The 19,209-nt window shown below is 59.0% G+C and carries 19 protein-coding genes and 2 tRNA genes; 10 read left to right on the top strand and 11 right to left on the bottom strand.

Features of this window, described 5'->3' with window-relative positions:
- The first annotated feature begins 456 nt into the window (after positions 1–456).
- A complete protein-coding gene (locus tag AC1Q5W_RS00210; RefSeq protein ID WP_492645711.1) occupies positions 457–2,193 on the top strand; it encodes a PAS domain S-box protein in 1,737 nt (578 codons plus the stop codon).
- 477 nt (positions 2,194–2,670) lie between these two features.
- Here the strand turns inward: AC1Q5W_RS00210 and AC1Q5W_RS00205 are convergent, their stop codons facing one another.
- Positions 2,671–2,916, bottom strand: coding sequence for a hypothetical protein (locus AC1Q5W_RS00205; protein ID WP_492703988.1), 246 nt, complete (start codon positions 2,914–2,916; stop codon positions 2,671–2,673).
- 79 nt (positions 2,917–2,995) lie between these two features.
- On the opposite strand from AC1Q5W_RS00205, the gene AC1Q5W_RS00200 reads away from it, so the two are divergent.
- Positions 2,996–3,568, top strand: coding sequence for a GIY-YIG nuclease family protein (locus AC1Q5W_RS00200; protein WP_492645709.1), 573 nt, complete (start codon positions 2,996–2,998; stop codon positions 3,566–3,568).
- Positions 3,569–3,988: 420 nt separating this feature from the next.
- On the opposite strand, the gene AC1Q5W_RS00195 is transcribed toward AC1Q5W_RS00200, so the two are convergent.
- Both AC1Q5W_RS00195 and AC1Q5W_RS00190 read right to left on the bottom strand, forming a co-directional pair.
- Positions 3,989–4,065 (bottom strand) — tRNA-Arg (locus tag AC1Q5W_RS00195).
- Between the two features lie 65 nt (positions 4,066–4,130).
- Positions 4,131–4,207 (bottom strand) — tRNA-Pro (locus AC1Q5W_RS00190).
- A gap of 83 nt (positions 4,208–4,290) precedes the next feature.
- Between AC1Q5W_RS00190 and aat the strand changes: the two genes are divergently transcribed.
- The 3 genes from aat to AC1Q5W_RS00175 are packed head-to-tail and all read left to right on the top strand — an operon-like array spanning position 4,291 to position 6,615.
- A complete protein-coding gene (gene aat, locus AC1Q5W_RS00185; protein WP_492645708.1) occupies positions 4,291–5,040 on the top strand; it encodes a leucyl/phenylalanyl-tRNA--protein transferase in 750 nt (249 codons plus the stop codon).
- A gap of 10 nt (positions 5,041–5,050) precedes the next feature.
- On the top strand, positions 5,051–5,830 hold the full coding sequence (locus AC1Q5W_RS00180; protein ID WP_492645707.1) for an arginyltransferase: 780 nt from the start codon (positions 5,051–5,053) through the stop codon (positions 5,828–5,830).
- Positions 5,827–6,615: an IclR family transcriptional regulator gene (locus AC1Q5W_RS00175; RefSeq protein WP_492645706.1), complete on the top strand. Its 789-nt coding sequence runs from the start codon at positions 5,827–5,829 to the stop codon at positions 6,613–6,615. Before AC1Q5W_RS00180 ends, AC1Q5W_RS00175 begins: the two co-directional genes overlap by 4 nt.
- A 9-nt stretch (positions 6,616–6,624) precedes the next feature.
- On the opposite strand, the gene AC1Q5W_RS00170 is transcribed toward AC1Q5W_RS00175, so the two are convergent.
- The 6 genes from AC1Q5W_RS00170 to AC1Q5W_RS00145 all read right to left on the bottom strand — a co-directional run bounded on the left by AC1Q5W_RS00170 (position 6,625) and on the right by AC1Q5W_RS00145 (position 14,006).
- Positions 6,625–7,656 (bottom strand): serine hydrolase, encoded by a 1,032-nt coding sequence (locus tag AC1Q5W_RS00170; RefSeq protein WP_492645705.1) that lies wholly within the window; start codon positions 7,654–7,656, stop codon positions 6,625–6,627.
- Between the two features lie 146 nt (positions 7,657–7,802).
- Positions 7,803–9,341, bottom strand: coding sequence for a 2-isopropylmalate synthase (locus AC1Q5W_RS00165; RefSeq protein ID WP_492645704.1), 1,539 nt, complete (start codon positions 9,339–9,341; stop codon positions 7,803–7,805).
- Positions 9,342–9,558: 217 nt separating this feature from the next.
- A complete protein-coding gene (pssA, locus tag AC1Q5W_RS00160; RefSeq protein ID WP_492645703.1) occupies positions 9,559–10,374 on the bottom strand; it encodes a CDP-diacylglycerol--serine O-phosphatidyltransferase in 816 nt (271 codons plus the stop codon).
- Positions 10,375–10,543: 169 nt separating this feature from the next.
- Positions 10,544–11,560, bottom strand: coding sequence for a ketol-acid reductoisomerase (ilvC, locus tag AC1Q5W_RS00155; RefSeq protein WP_492645702.1), 1,017 nt, complete (start codon positions 11,558–11,560; stop codon positions 10,544–10,546).
- A 63-nt stretch (positions 11,561–11,623) separates the two neighbouring features.
- Positions 11,624–12,115, bottom strand: coding sequence for an acetolactate synthase small subunit (ilvN, locus tag AC1Q5W_RS00150; RefSeq protein WP_492645701.1), 492 nt, complete (start codon positions 12,113–12,115; stop codon positions 11,624–11,626).
- A 97-nt stretch (positions 12,116–12,212) separates the two neighbouring features.
- Positions 12,213–14,006 (bottom strand): acetolactate synthase 3 catalytic subunit, encoded by a 1,794-nt coding sequence (locus tag AC1Q5W_RS00145; protein WP_492645700.1) that lies wholly within the window; start codon positions 14,004–14,006, stop codon positions 12,213–12,215.
- A 297-nt stretch (positions 14,007–14,303) separates the two neighbouring features.
- Here AC1Q5W_RS00145 and AC1Q5W_RS00140 point away from each other — a divergent pair, with 297 nt between their 5' ends.
- From AC1Q5W_RS00140 to AC1Q5W_RS00120, 5 genes are all read left to right on the top strand, one after another.
- Positions 14,304–14,870 carry an RNA polymerase sigma factor gene (locus AC1Q5W_RS00140; RefSeq protein WP_492646180.1) on the top strand — a complete coding sequence of 189 codons (567 nt, stop codon included), beginning with the start codon at positions 14,304–14,306 and terminating at the stop codon, positions 14,868–14,870.
- Complete coding sequence (locus AC1Q5W_RS00135; protein ID WP_492645699.1) at positions 14,867–15,298, top strand: DUF3619 family protein; 432 nt, start codon at positions 14,867–14,869, stop codon at positions 15,296–15,298. The genes AC1Q5W_RS00140 and AC1Q5W_RS00135 overlap by 4 nt, the downstream gene beginning before the upstream one ends.
- Entirely contained in the window at positions 15,291–16,079 is a 789-nt protein-coding gene (locus tag AC1Q5W_RS00130) for a DUF3106 domain-containing protein (protein WP_492645698.1), read from the top strand. Before AC1Q5W_RS00135 ends, AC1Q5W_RS00130 begins: the two co-directional genes overlap by 8 nt.
- Before the next feature lie 83 nt (positions 16,080–16,162).
- Positions 16,163–16,657, top strand: coding sequence for an RDD family protein (locus AC1Q5W_RS00125; RefSeq protein WP_492645697.1), 495 nt, complete (start codon positions 16,163–16,165; stop codon positions 16,655–16,657).
- A gap of 86 nt (positions 16,658–16,743) precedes the next feature.
- A complete protein-coding gene (locus tag AC1Q5W_RS00120; protein ID WP_492646179.1) occupies positions 16,744–17,079 on the top strand; it encodes a diacylglycerol kinase in 336 nt (111 codons plus the stop codon).
- A 3-nt stretch (positions 17,080–17,082) separates the two neighbouring features.
- Here AC1Q5W_RS00120 and AC1Q5W_RS00115 read toward each other — a convergent pair whose 3' ends face one another.
- The gene (locus tag AC1Q5W_RS00115) at positions 17,083–17,421 is read right to left on the bottom strand and encodes a P-II family nitrogen regulator (protein ID WP_492645696.1); all 339 of its coding nucleotides are present in this window, start codon (positions 17,419–17,421) and stop codon (positions 17,083–17,085) included.
- 66 nt (positions 17,422–17,487) lie between these two features.
- Positions 17,488–19,164, bottom strand: coding sequence for an NAD+ synthase (locus AC1Q5W_RS00110; RefSeq protein WP_492645695.1), 1,677 nt, complete (start codon positions 19,162–19,164; stop codon positions 17,488–17,490).
- Positions 19,165–19,209 lie beyond the last annotated feature (45 nt).

The raw sequence follows: 19,209 nt of genomic DNA, 5'->3' as shown, positions 1-19,209 counted from the left end.
ACTTCTTCCTCCAGATTCGATGAGAGAAGTGTGTGCAAAGTGCTGTAAAAACGGGATTCAGATTGGGCGGGAGGGTGTAAAAAAAGCGTAAATGCCAAACCCGTCGATGAGGCAACGCTATCTACTTTCGCGATCCATCAGCCTGGGATGCTTCGGGCCAATTGCAGGCCCTTATGTATGTCTGCTTTCGCGGGATGAATTCAATCGGCAGAATTCCGCTTTGGGTCGATTGCTGTCGGTGGTCGTTGACAGACGTGCTTAGCAGTCGAGTACCTCGGTGCGTTCGCGCGATTTCATACACCTCATCACCCTATCGCTCAAAGGGTTTGAATTGCGCCTTATAACTACCTATACAAGTTAGCAATTGGCCTTCACACTAGGCAAACGTGTGACAACAATACCCGCGCAAATTGACGCTAATCAAGCAATTGCAGAACGCGGAGAGGGAGGAACACCATGAGCACAGAGTTAAGTGAACTCGAAAAGAACGCGCACCGCTTTCAAATGCTTGCTGAGGCTACCTTTGAAGGTATCGCCGTTAGCAGAAAGGGCGTGCTGATTGATTGCAACGAACAATTTTCAAAGCTGTCGGGTTTCGGTAAAGATGAACTAATGGGACGCACCGTTAGCGACCTGATTTCCGTCGACAGGCGCGAGCACGTGGTGGTCAATGTCAAGATTGGGCTTGAAAGCTGTATTGAATATGGCTTGCGATGCAAAGACGGGAGCCACAAGGCCGTTGAAGCGCATGGCCGAACGATTGACCATAACGGGGAGGCTATCCATGTCACGGCCGTCCGTGACATAACGGAGCGCAAGGCAAGAGAGAGTGACCTTTTACTCAGAAGCGAGGCGAGGTTTCAGCTGCTTTTTGAACATACTTTGGATGGCATTTTTTTGGAGACTCCCGAAGGGAAAATTCTTCATGCCAACCGAAGCGCCCAGAGAATGTTTGGGTATACAGAAGAGGAATTCCAACGCTCAGGACGTTCCCTGGTCTTTGACTTGAGCGATGCCCGATTGGAGGATGCCTTGGTCACCGCAAAAACGACCGGGCGGTTTATGGGACAGGTCACGCTGGTTCGAAAGAACGGCGAGAAGTTTGAGGTAGAGATTTCCTATCAGGAATTCATGGATGCCAGCGGGCGAACTTTGGCCTCCACGATCCTGCGCGATATCACCCAGCGCGTGCTTGCGCAAAAAAAACTGGCGGAGAGCGAAACCCGGTTCAGGGCACTGGCTGAGCAATCTCTGGTTGGGATTTACATCATCAGCGCTGACGCCATGGTTTATGCCAATCCAACTGCAGCAGGCTATTTTGGCTATCGCCCCGATGAAGTTGTGCTGAAAAGGCCAATGGATCTGGTAGTCAAGAAAGATTGGAATCGTGTTGCTGACTACATCCAAAAATGCTTGTCTGGTGAACTTGCAGATGTTCATTTTGAATTCACTGGATGGCGTAAAGATCAAACGGAGGTGAATCTAGGGGTGCATGGCAGTTTGATTGAGTTCAATGGCGCCAAGGTGATCATGGGCGTCATGCAAGATGTCACGCAAAAGATGCGCGCAGACCAGACTATCAAGGAACACGTTGAGCGCATTGAGCGCATGGTTATGGGCACGATAAGTGCTATTTCAGGAATGGTGGACCTGCGTGACCCCTACACGGCCGGTCATGAGGAGCGTGTCGGAAAAATTGCTGCAGCGATTGCCAACGAAATGGGACTGGATGACAACGTCAAGTTGGGACTGACCATTGCCGGCGCTGTGCATGACGTCGGCAAGATTGCCGTTCCTGCAGAGATACTCACTCGTCCACGACGTCTGACCGAGGCTGAATTTGTGCTCGTCAAGGAGCATGCGGAACAGGGCTACCAGATTCTCAAGAGGATTGACTCGCCTTGGCCTCTTGCCGATGTTGCGAAGCAGCACCATGAGCGCATGGATGGCAGTGGCTACCCGGATGGACTAAAAGGCGATGAAATTTTGTTGGAGGCACGCATAATCGCCGTCGCTGACGTGATTGAATCCATGACCTCGCATCGACCTTATCGTGCGGGGCTTGGACTTGAGGCAGCGCAGAATGAAATTGAGCGCAACAGCGGCACACTTTACGATCCCAACGTAGTTAAAGCGTGCTTGCATCTCTTAAACGTCACGGGCTATCAGATACCAACTTCGGACTCGCAATAGGTCGTGCATCTAAGCACATCTGCGGATTGAACTGCTCGCATGAAGGTAGGCAAGCCAGATCTATCCTTTGTGCATAGGAGGCAGTGAGGCGGATAACCGAACGCAACTACTTCGTGCGGGAAGTCGACTTTGGGCCAGTAACCGACGTTCAAGAGTCCAGGCTCAATGACCGCTTTAGGCTGGACTGAGACATTCGACGCTTCGGTCTGAACTGACGCTCCCGCCCCAGAGACGACACTCGTCGACCCGATCTCGTCACAGTAAGGCTACCGGTATTGCGCGAAAGCAGCCACCTAAAGAAGGCCCCTCGGCGGTGAGACACGTCGATGGGCAGCCCTCAAATAGATTGAGTCGAGAAGTAGGGTTTTAGACCCTGCGGATTTACCTTTTCGGTGGCCCGCCGCGCCACCACTGGGCGGCGGCCCCAGCATTAGCGGGTAGGCGCGTCGCTCCGAATTTTCCTTAACCCTTGCCGTTTTACCTCAGCAGGTCGGGCAACTCGTATAGAAGCCTAATCGCATCGGTCCATCCGACGTCCGAGAATAGCTGGAGGATCTCCACGAGCTTCGCGCGTCTCTGAGGGTCCTCGAAGATGCTGCGATGGTCGGCTATGTAGCGTCTCAATACCTTCACGACCGCAGTGTTGCCGAGGCTTTCGAACTGGTAGCCCTCCTCGGCACCCGGACCGGTCAGGATCGCGTGGATCGCCGTGAAGACAGCCACGGGCTCACCGGGAATCAAGTGCTCGTAGAGTTCGATCAGGTGGTGAAGAGTCGCCGGTTCGCGCGATCGTCTCAGAAGCGTGAGGATAGCCACCGCTAACGAAGCGCAACGAGCCGAATTCGAAGCCAAACTGCACGACCTAGAGGAGAAGCTGAAGCAGGCTGAAGAAAAGAATCAACGCGCTCTGTCCATGGCCCAGCAGACGCGCACAGGCCATGTCTATGTGATTTCCAATATCGGCTCGTTCGGTGAAGAAGTGTTCAAGATCGGAATGACCCGTCGACTTGAACCCAAGGATCGAGTTCGTGAGCTGGGAGATGCCAGTGTTCCCTTCGAGTTCGATATCCACGCCATGATCTTCAGCGAGGACGCGCCAAGTCTCGAAAAATCATTGCATCGCCACTTCCTGCGTCAACAGCTGAACAAAGTTAATCCTCGCAAGGAGTTTTTTCGTATCGGATTGCCCGAAATTCGAACGGAGTTGGAAAAACTTGGCGTTGCGACACACTGGACAATGAAAGCTGAAGCTGAGGAGTACCGGGCCTCGCTCCAGATAGAGCAGCAAATTCGCGAGAACCCGAATATCGAAAAGGAATGGACTCGCCACCAGCTTGCGATTGAAGAACGAATTGAGGACGAGGAAGTTAGTTGAAGGAAACAGATCGTGCTTGCCGTTATAGCTTGGCGGGGGTGGCATTGAACTGGCCAGCGACGGTCTGCAACAGCTAGGAGCCGACAGCACTCGATCAAACGTTAGTTGGTCACCGAAAGCTGGCTAAGGTAGTCAGATTTCAGAAATTCTTGGGAGGCATATCCGTGCCGCAGAGAACCATAAGCGTGCCGGAAATGCAGAAAAATAATGTTATCGAAGATGCGCCAAGATTGCTCTCTGAACATCCAACGCATTAAATTCATTCAGGAATTTCTGGTCTGCAGTGATCGCGGCACGTCATAAGGGTCCGCAACCAAGGTGGAAGCATAAGTGTTCCGCCCCTCTTTGGAGGCATAAGCGTTCCTAGGCGGCACGGTTATGGTTCTAGTGACAAACCGTCCAGACTGGACATGGGGAATATGGCCTGTCCGGAGGGGATCGAACCCCCGACCCTCAGCTTAGAAGGCTGATGCTCTATCCAACTGAGCTACGGACAGAAGGCAAAGGGTTGTGTGAACCCTGAAACGAAGAGGCCAGAGTGCGTTACTCTGGCCAAAATTAATGGTCGGGGCGAAAGGATTCGAACCTTCGACCCTCTGGTCCCAAACCAGATGCGCTACCAGGCTGCGCTACGCCCCGACAGCTAGTATTCTAACCGCTGGAACCGTGCGCCCCACCCGGGCCGTAATATATTTGCAGACCACGCCGACACTCACTCCCCCATGCCCCGATCATCCCCTTCCCTGCCCTGGCTGGAACCCGGCAGCGCGTTTCCACCAGTGGCGTCCGCTTGGGGTGCGCAATCTGACGCACCCGGTCTGTTGGCCGCTGGTGGTGATCTCGAAGTCGACACCTTGCAACGCGCCTATGCCCACGGCATTTTCCCGTGGTTCAGTCAGGGGCAACCCATCCTATGGTGGAGTCCGGACCCGCGCATGGCCTTGCAGGTTGCCAACTTCCGCCTTCACCGCTCCCTGCGCAAGGTGTTGCTCCGCTTTCGGGCGGACACGGGTTGCGAGGTGCGTTTCAACACCGCCTTCCCGGCGGTCATTCAAGCCTGTGCCAGCACACCCCGGCAGGGCCAGCCCGGCACCTGGATCCTGCCCGCCATGGTGCAGGCCTACACCCGCCTGCACGCCGCGGGCCATGCACACAGCGTGGAGACCTGGATCAACGGCGAACTGGTTGGTGGGCTGTATTGCGTGGCACTGGGCCGTGCCGTCTTTGGCGAGTCGATGTTTGCGCGGGTGCCTGACGCGTCCAAGATTGCACTGGCTGCACTGGTGGGTTTCTGCCGCCACCATGCCATTGCCCTGATTGACTGCCAGCAAAATACCCGTCACCTGGCATCGCTGGGAGCCGCGGAGATGCCACGCGAGGCCTTTTTGGCACACATCCAGCAGGCGCAAAGGGAACCGGAAGTGAACTGGCGTTTCTCCCCCCTATACTGGGAGCACATATTGTCTGCCTGAGTAACCCACCGTGACAGACCTCAAGGACCTTCCGCTACAGACGCTGCAGTTTTACGCCACGGCGCCCTACGAGTGCAGTTACCTGCCGAACCGGCAGGCACGGTCGCAAGTGGCTACACCCAGCCACCTGATCAACAATTCCACCTATTCGGAACTGGTGACGCGGGGCTTTCGCCGCAGCGGAATGTTCACCTACCGGCCGTACTGCGAGGGTTGCCAGGCCTGCACGCCCCTGCGGGTGGTAGCGGCCCGTTTCCAGCCCAACCGGAGCCAGCGCCGGGCCTGGGTACGCCACCAGGCCTTGTCGGTACGTGTGCTCAAACTCGGCTTCGTGGCCGAGCACTACGCCCTGTACCGGCGCTACCAGAACAGCCGCCACGCTGGCGGCGGCATGGACGAAGACAGCATTGACCAGTACACCCAGTTCCTGCTGCAAAGCAGGGTCAACTCACGGCTGGTCGAATTCCGCGAGCCGACGACCGATGGCTCACCAGGCGCGCTCCGAATGGTGTCCATCCTGGATGTGCTGGATGACGGACTATCCGCGGTGTACACGTTTTACGAACCGAACGAGGCCGCCAGCTACGGAACGTTCAATGTGCTCTGGCAAATTCAGCAGGCCCGGCATCTGGGGCTGGCTTTTGTCTACCTGGGCTACTGGATTGAGGACAGCCCCAAGATGAACTACAAGGCCAGGTTTGCACCGATGCAGCTTTTGCTCAACGGCCAGTGGCACACCTGCAATGCCCGGGTGGCAGCGGATAAGATAAGGGCTACCAAAGCACCATGACCAAAAAAAATCCCGATCTTCCCGCCACACCGGCGGTTCAAGTCATTGAACGCATATTCACGCTGATTGATGTACTCGCCTCGCGCGAGGAGGCAATCACCCTGAAGGAAATCAGCGAAAAAGCCGGTCTCCATCCCTCCACCACCCACCGTATCCTGAACGACCTGGCCACCGGCCGTTTTGTGGACCGCACACAGCCCGGCAGCTACCGTCTGGGCATGCGCCTGCTGGAGTTGGGCAATCTGGTCAAGGGGCGCCTGAACGTGCGCGACGCGGCCGTGGTTCCCATGCGGGAATTGCACAAACTCACACAGCAGCCCGTGAGCCTGAGCGTGCGCCAGGGCGACGAAATTGTGTATGTCGAACGCGCCTACAGCGAACGCTCCGGCATGCAGGTGGTGCGAGCCATAGGTGGTCGCGCTCCGCTGCACCTGACTTCCGTAGGCAAATTGTTCCTGTCCGTGGATGACCCCCAGCGCATCCGCTCCTATGCGGCGCGTACGGGCCTGCAGGGGCATACGAAAAACAGCATCACACAGCTCGAGGACCTGGAGCGGGAACTCTCCAAGGTGCGGCAATACGGCCAGGCCAGCGACAACGAAGAACTGGAACTTGGGGTACGCTGCATGGCCGCAGGCATCTACGACGACCAGGACAAACTGGTGGCGGGGCTGTCCATATCGGCCCCCTCCGAACGCCTGGAAGACAGCTGGCTGCCCAAGCTGAAAGAAGCCGCGCGGCAGATCTCGGAGACGCTGGGGCACAAGCCCAGCACCTCCCGCTAATCCAGACTCTTAATTGGCGACCACCCGCTGGTCGAGCTCCGTGCGCGCCAGGGGTACGTTCCTGTTGGCGGGTACCGGGAAAGACTCGACCCAGCGCTTCACACGTTCCGCATCCGCAATACGGCTGAGTTTGCCAGCGGAGTCCAGAAACACCATGATGAGTTGGCGCCCTGCCACCTTGGCCTGCATGACCAGGCACTGCCCGGCTTCGGTGATGTAGCCCGTCTTTTGCAGACCGATGTCCCAGGCGGGGTTCTTCACCAACCGGTTGGTGTTGTTGTACTGCAAGGTCCGGCGGCCAACGGCAACCTGGTAACCCGTCGATGTGGACAGTTCCCGCAAAGTGGGGTCACCGGACGCAAAATTCACCAGCGTGGCCAGATCGCGGGCGCTGGACTGGTTCTTGCTCGACAACCCTGTCGGCTCGACATAGCTGGTATCCGTCATCCCCAACATCCGGGCACGGGCGTTCATCAGACCGACGAACACCGGAAGACCCCCAGGATAACTGCGCCCCAGGGCATGGGCCGCACGGTTTTCGCTGGACATCAATGCCAGGTGCAACAGCTCACCCCGGCTCAACTCCGTTCCCACGCTCAACCGGGACGAACTGCCCTTTTCCATGTCCACGTCTGCCTGGGTGATGGTGATCATCTCGTCCATGGGCAGCTTGGCTTCACTGATGAGCAAACCGGTCATCAACTTGGTAATGGAGGCAATGGGAAGCACTGCCATTTCATTTTTCCGGAAAAGCACTTCCTTGGTGTCCTGGTCGACCACCAAGGCCACGCTGGATTTCAGATCCAGCGCATCACGCCCGCCATGCAAACCGGCAAGCTGCCCGTACGAAGGGGTCTTGGGAACTGCCGCAACCCGGACCGTGGGGCGCTTGCGTGCGACCTGCATCTTGGCAGGAATACGCTTGACGACGCGTTGTTTGGCGGTGGCGGACTGCCGTTGGGTTGCCGTCGCCTGGGTGGACACCAAAGCCAGCGAAGACAAAACGGCCAGCAAACCGAACCGGAAAATATGTCGTTTCATGAGGTCTTCCAACAGTACAACAAGGCAAGCGAACAGAATGCGGCTGGGAACCTTGCAAACAGGTCAGAATTTAAACAAAAAAGTCGCGCAAGATCAAGCACTTGCGCGACAAACTTCAACAAATAGGTAGCTAATAGGTATTTACCCTAACCCTGTGCAGCCACCCGATCTGCCTTGCTCTGCAATTTGTTGAGTGCGCTCAGGTAGGCCTTGGCCGACGCGACCACGATGTCGGGGTCAGCACCCACGCCATTGACCACCCGCCCGCTGTTCTGCAGGCGCACGGTCACCTCACCCTGGCTTTCCGTCGAGCCGCTGATGGCATTGACGGAATACAGCACCATCTCGGCGCCACTCTTGACGTGCGCCTCAATCGCCTTCAGCGAGGCATCCACGGGCCCGTTGCCTTCCGATGTACCCTGGACCTCCTTGCCGTCCACGGTGAACACAATGGACGCCTGGGGGCGCTCCCCGGTTTCGCTGCGCTGCGACAAGGACACGAACCCGTATTGCTCCTTGTCGTGGGTGACGCTCTCGTCGCTCACCAGGGCCAGAATGTCTTCGTCGAAAATTTCGCTCTTGCGGTCTGCCAGTTCCTTGAAGCGCGCAAAGGCAGTGTTGATGTCACCTTCACTCTCCATCTGCACGCCCAATTCCTGCAAGCGCTGCTTGAACGCATTGCGGCCGCTGAGCTTGCCCAGAACAATTTTGTTGGCCGTCCAGCCCACGTCTTCAGCGCGCATGATCTCGTAGGTGTCTCGGGCCTTCAGGACGCCGTCCTGGTGGATACCGGATGCGTGGGCAAACGCATTGGCGCCCACGACTGCCTTGTTGGGCTGCACCACAAAACCGGTGGTCTGGCTGACCATACGGCTCGCCGCGAGGATGTGACGGGTATCAATGCCCACATCCAGGTTGAAGTAATCCCGGCGGGTCTTGACCGCCATGACGACTTCTTCCAGACTGCAGTTGCCAGCCCGCTCGCCCAGGCCGTTGATGGTGCACTCCACCTGGCGCGCGCCGCCAATCTTCACGCCCGCCAGGGAGTTGGCCACCGCCATGCCCAGGTCATTGTGACAATGTACCGACCAGACAGCCTTGTCCGAGTTGGGGATGCGTTCGCGCAGGGTCTTGATGAAGTTGCCGTACAACTCCGGAATGGCATAACCCACCGTATCGGGCACGTTGATGGTGGTGGCACCTTCCTGGATGACCGCTTCGATGACGCGGCACAAGAAATCCACGTCGCTGCGGTATCCGTCTTCCGGACTGAATTCGATGTCTTCCACCAGGTTGCGGGCAAAGCGCACCGACTGCCGGGCCTGCTCCCAGACCTGATCCGGTGTCATGCGCAGCTTCTTCTCCATGTGCAAGGGCGATGTGGCAATGAAGGTGTGGATGCGGGCGCGGTTGGCCCCCTTGAGCGCCTCCGCGGCGCGCGAAATGTCGCGGTCATTGGCGCGCGACAGGGAGCAGATCGTGGAGTCCTTGATGGTGTTGGCAATGAGCTGGACGGCTTCAAAATCCCCGTTGGAGCTGGCGGCAAAGCCGGCCTCGATCACGTCCACTTTCAACCGTTCCAGTTGCCGGGCAATGCGCAGTTTCTCGTCACGCGTCATGGACGCGCCGGGAGATTGCTCGCCATCGCGCAACGTGGTGTCAAAAATGATTAATTTGTCAGCCATCTCATACTCCTGTTGATCTTCAAAATCCGCAACCTGAAACAAAGCCACTGAACGCAAAAGGCCCGTTGCGGATGCTAACGGGCCTTTGTGGAACAGCGTGCGTGCGCTACTTCTTCCGCCCGTTATGGCGTAGGAGGGTTAGCGCTAGCACAGAGGTATTCATGGGTTCAATGTAACACAAGTCTACAGCCTCCCAGCGGCGACGGCCACCACCAGGTTACTTGTGCAAACCACGCTCGTCCGGCTCATCGGTTGAAGTACTGATGACACTGGTCTGAACACCCTTGGCTTTGCGCCAGCCATAGACTGCGTAACCACTCAGCCCGTACACAACGAACAGGCCGAACATGACGGTCGGCGGGTCGATGTTGATGACCGCAATGCCCAGCGCGATCAGCACGATGACCACGAACGGCACACTGCGCTTCATGCTGACATCCTTGAAACTGTAAAAAGGAACATTGGTCACCATGGTCAGCCCGGCGTACATCGCCAGCACGAACATGGGCCATGCAACAGCATCACCCTTCACGCCCAGATCGGTGCAGACCCAGATAAACCCTGCCACCAGGGCCGCCGCCGCGGGCGATGGCAGTCCCTGGAAATACCGCTTGTCCACCACGGCCGTGTTCACATTGAAACGCGCCAGGCGCAAGGCAGCACAGGCACAGTAAACGAAAGCGGCAAACCACCCCCAGCGGCCCAGGCCCTTGAGGGCCCACACGTAGGAAATCAACGCCGGCGCTGCCCCAAAGGAGACCATGTCCGACAAGGAATCCATCTGCTCGCCAAATGCGCTTTGCGTATTGGTCATGCGTGCCACACGCCCATCCAGGCTGTCCAGCACCATGGCACAGAAAACCCCGACCGCCGCCAGCTCAAAACGCCCGTTCACGGCCATGACAATCGCATAAAAGCCACCAAACAGCGCCGCCAGCGTAAACAGGTTCGGCAAGATGTAAATGCCTTTACGCCGCTTGCGCACCACCACGGGGCCGTTGTCGATCAGGTCCAAATCATTTCCATCATGCATAAATTCTCCTTGCCGGGCACATCCGGGTGAAACCGAATCCCTCACCGGGGGCCAACTGCCACGGCTACACGCCAAAGTGTAAGCCAGTCATCGGATATTTATCCGGAACAAACACCACTCCAAATAACAAAGGCCACCGAAGTGGCCTTTGTTCATCTGCCCGGGCGCATCAGTTGCGGGTCTGATCCACGAGCTTGTTCTTGGCAATCCAAGGCATCATGGCGCGCAGCTGGCCACCCACCTTCTCGATGGAGTGGTCGGCCGTGTTGCGACGGCGTGCGGTCATGCTGGGGTAGTTCAAGCGGCCTTCCTGGATGAACATCTTGGCGTAGTCGCCATTCTGGATGCGTTTCAGGGCATTGCGCATGGCGGCGCGGGACTGGTCATTGATGACTTCGGGGCCGGTCACGTACTCGCCAAACTCCGCATTGTTGGAGATGGAGTAGTTCATGTTGGCGATGCCGCCTTCGTAGATCAGGTCGACGATGAGCTTGAGCTCGTGCAGGCACTCGAAATAGGCCATTTCGGGGGCGTAGCCGGCTTCGACCAGGGTTTCGTAACCCATCTTGATCAGCTCGACAGCACCACCGCACAATACGGCCTGCTCGCCGAACAGGTCGGTCTCCGTTTCTTCCTTGAAGTTGGTCTCGATGATGCCGGCCTTGCCGCCGCCATTGGCCATGGCGTAGGACAGCGCCAGGTCACGAGCCTTGCCGGACTTGTCCTGGTGGATGGCGATCAGGTGGGGCACACCACCGCCCTGGGCGTAGGTGGACCGCACGGTGTGACCGGGTGCCTTGGGGGCAACCATCCACACGTCCAGATCGGCGCGGGGCACGACCTGGTTGTAGTGCACGTTGAAACCGTGGGCAAACACCAGGGAGGCACCCTGCTTGATGTTGGGCGCGACGTTGTTGGTGTACACCTCGGCAATCTGCTCGTCGGGCAACAGGATCATGACCACATCAGCGGCCTTGACAGCGTCGTTGACTTCCATCACGGTCAGGCCGGCCTTGCCAACCTTGTCCCAGGAAGCGCCACCCTTGCGCAGGCCGACAACCACTTTCACGCCGCTGTCATTCAGATTCTGAGCGTGTGCGTGACCCTGGCTGCCGTAACCGATGATGGCAACGGTCTTGCCCTTGATCAGGCTCAGGTCGCAATCCTTGTCGTAAAAAACCTTCATTTCATCTCTCCGTTGTAAAAACCAATAATTTTGCGGGACAGACCTTGGTCCTGCCCCAACTAACTAGACGCGCAGAATGCGTTCACCGCGGCCAATGCCGCTGGAGCCGGTGCGCACCGTTTCCAGAATGGCCGCGTGCTCCAATGCCTCCAGGAAGGCGTCGTTCTTGGACTGGTCACCCGTCAACTCGATCGTGTAGCTCTTGTCGGTCACGTCAATGATGCGGCCACGGAAGATGTCCGCCATGCGCTTCATTTCTTCACGTTCCTTGCCCACAGCGCGGACCTTGACCATCATCAGTTCGCGTTCGATGTATGCACCCTCGGTCAGGTCGACCACTTTAACCACTTCAATCAAACGGTTCAGATGCTTGGTGATTTGCTCAATCACGTCATCGGAACCCGACGTCTGGATCGTCATGCGCGACAGCGTGGCGTCCTCCGTGGGCGCCACCGTCAGGGACTCGATGTTGTAACCCCGGGCCGAAAACAGCCCAACCACGCGGGAGAGCGCACCGGGCTCGTTTTCCAGCAATACAGCAATGATGTGTTTCATATGAACAGATTCCTCTTTTCGTTGCCCTCCCCCGGCTGCGGTAACAGCCGGGCTTGGCAGACAATAGATTCGTCAAATAAAGTGTGTAAGGGAGGGCTTAAAGATCTTCCGATCCCAGCAGCATTTCGGTCAGTCCCTTGCCGGCCTGCACCATCGGGAACACGTTCTCCGTCGGGTCCGTGCGGAAGTCCATGAACACCGTACGGTCCTTGAGCTTGCGCGCTTCACGCAATGCCGGTTCCACATCCTGGGGACGCTCGATCAGCATACCCACATGCCCATAGGCCTCGGCCAATTTCACGAAATTGGGCAGGGCATCCATGTAGCTGTGGCTGTAGCGCCCTTCGTATTCCACCTCTTGCCACTGGCGCACCATGCCCAGGTAGCGGTTGTTCAGCGAAACAATCTTGATCGGGGTGTTGTACTGCAGGCACGTGGACAGTTCCTGGATGTTCATCTGTACCGAACCCTCGCCGGTAACGCAGAACACTTCGCTGTCAGGCTTGGCCAGTTTGATACCCATGGCATAGGGAATGCCCACGCCCATGGTGCCCAAGCCGCCCGAATTGATCCAGCGACGGGGTTCGTCGAACCGGTAGTACTGGGCGGCCCACATCTGGTGCTGGCCCACGTCGGACGTGATGTAGGTATCCACGTCCTTGGTCATGTTCCAGAGCGTTTCCACCACAAATTGGGGCTTGATGACGTCCTTGTTGCCACGGTCGTATTTCAGGCAGTCGCGTTTGCGCCAGCCATCAATCGTTTCCCACCACGCGCCCAGCGCGCTGGCGTCCGGCTTGACGGCGCCTTCCCGGATCATGGCAATCATCTCGGTGAGCACATCCTTGACATCGCCCACGATCGGGATATCAACCTTGACGCGCTTGGAAATGCTCGACGGATCAATATCAACGTGGATGATCTTGCGCTCGTTCTGGGCGAAATGTTTGGGGTTGCCAATCACACGGTCGTCAAAACGCGCACCGACGGCCAGCAGGACATCGCAGTTCTGCATGGCGTTGTTGGCTTCAACCGTGCCATGCATGCCCGGCATGCCCAGGTACTTCCGGTCGCTGGCCGGATAAGCACCCAGCCCCATCAACGTGTTGGTGCAGGGATAGCCCAGCATATCCACCAGCGTACGCAGCTCGGCCGACGCGTTGCTCAGCAGCACGCCACCACCCGTGTAGATGTAGGGGCGCTTGGCGGTCAGCAGCAGCTGCAGCGCCTTGCGGATCTGGCCGCCGTGGCCCTTGCGCACCGGGTTGTAGGAGCGCATTTCCACCGAGCTGGGGTACCCCGCATAGGGCACCTTCTTGAAGGAGACGTCCTTGGGAATGTCCACCACCACAGGGCCCGGACGGCCGCTGCGTGCAATGTGGAAGGCCTTTTTCAGGGTCTCGGCCAGATCGTGGGCGTCTTTGACCAGAAAGTTGTGCTTGACGATCGGACGGGTAATGCCCACCGTATCGCATTCCTGAAACGCATCCAGCCCGATGGCATTGGTAGGCACCTGCCCCGTGATGATGATCATGGGGATGCTGTCCATATAGGCTGTAGCAATACCCGTGATGGCGTTGGTCACGCCGGGTCCCGAGGTCACCAGCGCTACGCCCACGTCGCCCGTGGCCCGGGCATAGCCGTCCGCAGCATGCACCGCAGCCTGCTCATGGCGCACGAGAACGTGCTGAATGGAGTCTTGCTTGTAAAACGCGTCGTAAATATGCAGCACGGCCCCGCCGGGATAACCCCAGACGTACTTGACGCCCTCGGCCTGAAGTGCTTTGACCAGGACTTCGGCACCGCGAAGTTCCTGAGATGCAGCCCCATGGGGCTTGCCGGTAGTGGATGCAGTAGCGGCCGAAGTGATTTCGGCTTTTGAAATTTCCATGATGAACCTTTGTGAATTTCTCTAACGAAAAACCTTGGGTGCCCCTTCACAAACACTTGTGGCGTCGCGTCGGAACTTAAGGTTGAAGCCATAAGCGCAGGAATCGTGCGCCGGACCAAAACCCGTTTGCTTTTTGATGGCAAGCGCCATTATCGCACTGGACGGGCATACTTTCAAAATTCCGCCCCGAAATAGCGGCTGCCGGTGCCATAATTCCGGCGCAGCGACCCGTTGCGCGCACCACTTTTGGCTGCGGTGCACCGGCACTCCTTCTTTTCACCCTCTGGCTGGACTCTCTTGGCTACTGAACGCGAACTTGCCGAATTCCTGAAAAGCGTAGAGAAGCGCGCTTTTAAACGCTCGGTGTACCACGTTCGCAACGATGAGGCGGCTTTGGACATCGTGCAGGAGAGCATGATGAAGCTCGCCGAACACTACGGCCACAAGCCGGCCGACGAGCTCCCCATGCTGTTTCAGCGCATCCTGTCCAACTGCACGCTGGACTGGTTTCGGCGCCAAAAGACGCATAACGCGCTGTTTTCCAACATGGGGGACTTTGAATCCGCCAACGACGAAGGGGATTTTGACCTGTTGGAGACCCTGCATGCCTCCAGCAGCCCCGAGCAGAACGAAAGCACCGAGAGCCAGACAGACCGGGCACAAACCTTGCGAGCCATCGAATCGGAGATCCAGGAATTGCCCGCACGTCAACGGGAAGCCTTTTTGCTGCGTTATTGGGAGGAACTGGACGTCGCGGAAACCGCTGCGGCCATGGGCTGCTCGCAAGGCAGTGTCAAAACGCACTGCTCACGGGCTGTTCATGCCCTGGCGCAAGCCTTGAAGGCAAAGGGAATACAACTATGACTAACTCGCACGAGGTCCATTGGGACGATTACCAGGACAGCCTGGGGCGCAGCATCGCTGCACGCCTGAACGACACCACCGACAGCCTGCCCAACGATATTTCCGAGCGCCTGAAGGCAGCCCGCATGGTGGCCCTGTCCCAGCGCAAGGTCGTGAAGCTGCAGGTGGCATCCGGCGTGGCGTCCCATGGTGGTGCCGCCACCCTGCACATGGGTGGTGACGACCGCAGCTTCTGGAACCGCATTGCCTCCCTGGTACCGCTGCTGGCCCTGATCGCCGGGCTGCTGGCCATTGCCGTCGTGGAGGAACAGCGGCGCACCAATGAACTCGCTGAAGTGGATGCCGCACTCCTCACGGATGATCTCCCGCCCGCTGCCTATACCGACCCCGGTTTCGCGCAGTACCTGAACCTGAAACACCGTGACTGAGCATTTTCTGAAGCAGCCCCTACCGTTTTTCCACCCTTTGCGGCGTGCTCGCAGCGGTGCGCGCCAGCTGGCCGCACTGATGGCGCTGGGAGCAGGCTTCCTGCTGAGCCTCCACGCTCCGGCCTCGGCCCAAACCCCCGAGCCCCCCAAAATGACGGCGGCGCCGGCCGTGACACGTCCAGCGGCGTCCACACCCGGAGCAGCCGCTGCTGGCCCCCAGTGGAAAGAGCTTTCCCCGGCGCAGCAGCAAATTCTGCAGCCACTGGCCGCGAGTTGGAACACGTTGGGCGTGATCCAAAGGGGCAAATGGATCACCATTGCGAAAAACTACCCCGCCATGGCGCCCGCAGAGCAGGGCAAGCTGAACAGCCGCATGGCAGAGTGGGCCGCACTCAAACCGCGTGACCGTGAGCGGGCCCGTCTGAACTTTGCTGAAACCAAGAAAATGCCGCCTGCTGAACGGGCCGCCAATTGGGAAGCCTACCAGGCCCTGAGCCCGGAAGAAAAGGAAAAACTGGCCGCCCACGCGCCCAAGAAACCCGTTGGCACGGCGATCGCCGTGAAGCCCGTACCGCCCGAAAAGCTGGCCAAGGTACCGGTTACCCGCCGCACGCCGCCACAAGGCCCCGCTGCGACCAGCGGCAAGCCCCTGGTAGACCGCAACACCTTGCTGCCTCGAGCTCCCCGCCCGGCAGCCAGCGCTCCTGTACCCACCGCAGCCCCTGTGCCCGCCACAGTCCCTGCTGCAGCTCCGGCACTCGCCCCCGTTCTGGCGAACTGAGGCCGCAGGGGCCGGTTCGGCGGGAAGCCACTGCGCATCCCCCTACAATGCGCAGTCGCCTCTAACGGCATGTACCTTTTCCAATGCAAAACGAATTGAAAACCCCGGGCCTGTGGCGCCGCATGGCCTGCTGGCTGTACGAAGGCATGCTGATGTTTGGCGTGGTTTTCCTGGCGGGCTACCTCTTTGGCACCCTGAGCCAGACGCACAACGCCTTGGACAATCGCCACGCCCTGCAGGCGTTCCTGTTTGTGATTTTTGGCATTTACTTCGTATGGTTCTGGGCCAAAGGCCAGACCCTGGCCATGAAAACCTGGGATATCCGTGTCGTTGACCGCCAGGGCGCCGCCATTTCTCAGGCCCGCGCATTGGCGCGCTACTGCCTGAGCTGGCTGTGGTTCTTGCCCCCGCTGGCCGGCATCGCCCCCTTTCACCTCACCGGGGCCGAATCGGCCCTCATCATCTCCGGCTGGGTGGTTGTCTGGGCCTTGTTGAGCCGCCTGCACCCGCAAGGGCAATTCTGGCACGATGCCTTGGCAGGCACCCGCCTGGTCGTCTCGCCGCCCTTGAGCCGGTAATACCCCCGACACCCTTTCACACCGTGAATGCCCCTACACCCCCGGCCGCCGTCAACCCGCAAAAAGCCCGCAGGGGGCTGAGCCGCATGTGGCACGCCACCGGCTACTCCATGGCCGGCTTGCGCGCCGGCTGGAGCGAAACAGCATTTCGCCAGGAAGCGCTGGCGGCTATGGTCCTGCTGCCGCTCTCCCTGTGGCTTGGGCAGACCTGGGTGGAAACCGCCCTGTTGGCGGCCAGCGTGGTGTTCGTGATGGTGGTGGAGTTGCTGAACACGGCGGTGGAAACCGCCATTGACCGCATTGGCCCGGAGTGGAACGATCTGTCCAAGCGGGCCAAGGACATGGGAAGCGCGGCTGTCTTGCTCAGCCTGCTGCTGTGCGCTGGAATATGGGCTGCCGCCCTGTACCAGCGCCTTGCCTGACGGTCAGACGGCGGATTCGTCCTGCTCGCCGGTGCGGATGCGCACCACACGCTCAACGTTGGTGACAAAAATCTTGCCGTCCCCGATTTTTCCGGTATGTGCGGCCTTGACGATGGCATCCACGCAGCGGTCCACATCATCGGTCTTGACGACCACTTCCACCTTCACCTTGGGGAGGAAATCCACCACGTATTCGGCGCCGCGGTACAACTCGGTATGCCCCTTCTGGCGGCCAAAGCCCTTGACTTCGGTCACGGTCAGGCCCGTAACGCCGCATTCGGCCAGTGCTTCGCGCACCTCTTCGAGTTTGAACGGTTTGATAACGGCGGTAATTTGCTTCATGGAAATCTCTCTCATCAGTTGGGGTCAGAGCACATTTGCTGTGAAAGTGATCTGACCCACAAGGTTTCAGGCGCGAAAGCGGTTGGTAATAGGATAACGCCAATCCTTGCCAAAGCTGCGATGCGTCACCCGAATACCCACAGGGGCCTGCCGGCGCTTGTACTCGTTGATCTTGATGAGGCGGGTGACTTTCTCCACATCGGCCCGCGCGAAACCTGCGGCCACGATGATTTCGATGCTCTGGTCGTTTTCCATGTAGCGGTCCACAATGGCGTCCAGCACCTCGTAGGGCGGCAGGCTGTCCTGGTCGGTCTGGTCCGGGCGCAGCTCCGCGCTGGGCGGGCGGGTGATGATGCGTTCGGGTATCGGATTGCTGCCCGTGCCGTACGGGTCATGGGCGTTGCGCCAGGCCGCCATCTTGAACACCAGCGTCTTGGCCAGGTCCTTGATCACGGCAAAGCCGCCCGCCATGTCGCCGTACAACGTGCAATAGCCGGTGGCCATTTCCGACTTGTTACCGGTCGTGAGCACGATGCTGCCAAACTTGTTGGACAACGCCATCAGCAGGGTGCCGCGGATGCGGGCCTGGATATTTTCCTCGGTCGTGTCTTCCGCCAGGCCGGCAAACTCCCGTGCCAGGGACGCCTTGAAGGCCTCGAACTGCGGCACGATGGAGATTTCCTCGTAGCGCACCCCCATGCGGGCGGCCATGTCGCGGGCATCCAGCCAGCTGATGTCGGCGGTGTACGGCGAGGGCATCATGAAGGCCCGCACCTTGTCCGCACCCAACGCATCGACCGCGATGGCCAGCACCAACGCCGAGTCGATGCCGCCCGACAAGCCCAGAATGGCGCCGGGAAAGCCGTTCTTGCCGATGTAATCACGCACCCCCAGCACCAGCGCATCCCACAGGTCCTGCTCGGGGGAGCGGATGGGCTCCACCGTTGCTACGATATTCATAGCTGTCTGCGCAGGTTCCACAATGATTTCGAACAGTTTTTCCTGGAAACTGGGGGCTCGACCGGCCACCGAACCGTCGGCATTCAAGGCGAACGAATGGCCTTCGAAAACCACCTCATCCTGCCCGCCCACCAGGTGGGCATAGACTAGCGGCAAGCCGGTGGCACGGGCGCGCTCACGCATGGTGTCTTCCCGCTCATAGCCCTTGCCCACATGGAACGGCGACGCATTGATCACCGCCAGCATCTGCGCGCCGGCCTCCTGGGCCAGGCGGGCGGGTTCCTCAAACCAGGCGTCCTCACAGATGAGCAGCCCCACGCGGATGCGCTCGCCTGCGGCGCCTGCCTCGAACACGCACACGCCGGTGCCGGGCGTGAAGTAGCGGCGTTCATCAAACACCTGGTAGTTCGGCAGCTCGCGCTTGGCATAGGTGGCCACCACCTGCCCCTCGCACAGCACGCTGGCGGCATTGAAGCGGTTCTGCACCGCCACCGAGCGGGTACGGCTGTCGCCTCCCGTGGGGTGGCCGACCACCACCGTCATGTCCTTTAACCCGGCCAGCTCGCGGGCCACTGTTTTCACGGCATCATCGCAGGCGCGGATGAAGGCCGGGCGCAGGAACAGGTCTTCGGCCGCATAGCCGCAGATCGACAACTCCGGTGTCAGCAGCAGGCGCGCGCCACTGGCATGCGCCTGCCGGGCGGCATCGATGATTTTTTTTGCATTACCGTCCAGATCACCGACGATGAAATTGAGTTGTGCAATGCACAGTTTGAGAGTCATGAACCAACATCGTTTCGTTAATAGCGGCACTGCCGGCGCAGGGCC

Source organism: Rhodoferax sp. MLSD5-FHT05B10 (genome assembly GCF_058793415.1).
Note: the sequence above shows the minus strand (reverse complement) of the source record. Positions and strands in the feature narration are given on the sequence as shown.